General features: G+C 44.4%; 1 protein-coding gene. It reads left to right on the top strand.

From position 1 onward, the window contains the following. Positions 1–20: 20 nt before the first annotated feature. A partial coding sequence (locus HUS62_RS22510) for a hypothetical protein (protein ID WP_175081213.1) occupies positions 21–459 on the top strand: 439 nt, incomplete at its 3' end.

The following is a 459-nucleotide window of genomic DNA, read 5'->3' as shown; positions in this document are numbered from 1 at the left end:
GTTTGAGCCCATATTGGCACATGACATATGCAAATTGGCTAATTGAAAGCAACGATAAAAACGCTGCTGATAGCTGGTTTGCAGACTATCAACTGCCGAGTAACGCAACCGATGCAGAGCAATCACAATGGTTAGCACTACAAGTTAATTACGTTAATCGCTTTAGTGATAGTAACCAACGAGTTGCTAAGCTCTCAGCGCTTGCAACACGTTACCCTGATAACCCAGAACTGTCAGAGGCGCTGATCAATGCTCATATCGAGCAAGGCAATAGTAACCAGGCCATTACCCGTTTTGAGCAGCACGTTGCAAAAGGACAAACTGTGTCAACGGATACTGCTTTAGCTATTGCGACACTTGCTCGTCAGCAGCAAAGAGATGATTTAGCAGATCGCATCATTGCTGGGCAAATTAATCAAGTTTCGAGTGAGCAAAGCTATCGTCAGCAGCAATTAATGG

Source organism: Pseudoalteromonas sp. 0303, assembly GCF_013349995.1.
In the GTDB taxonomy this organism is placed as follows: Bacteria; Pseudomonadota; Gammaproteobacteria; order Enterobacterales; family Alteromonadaceae; genus Pseudoalteromonas.
Note: the sequence above shows the minus strand (reverse complement) of the source record. Positions and strands in the feature narration are given on the sequence as shown.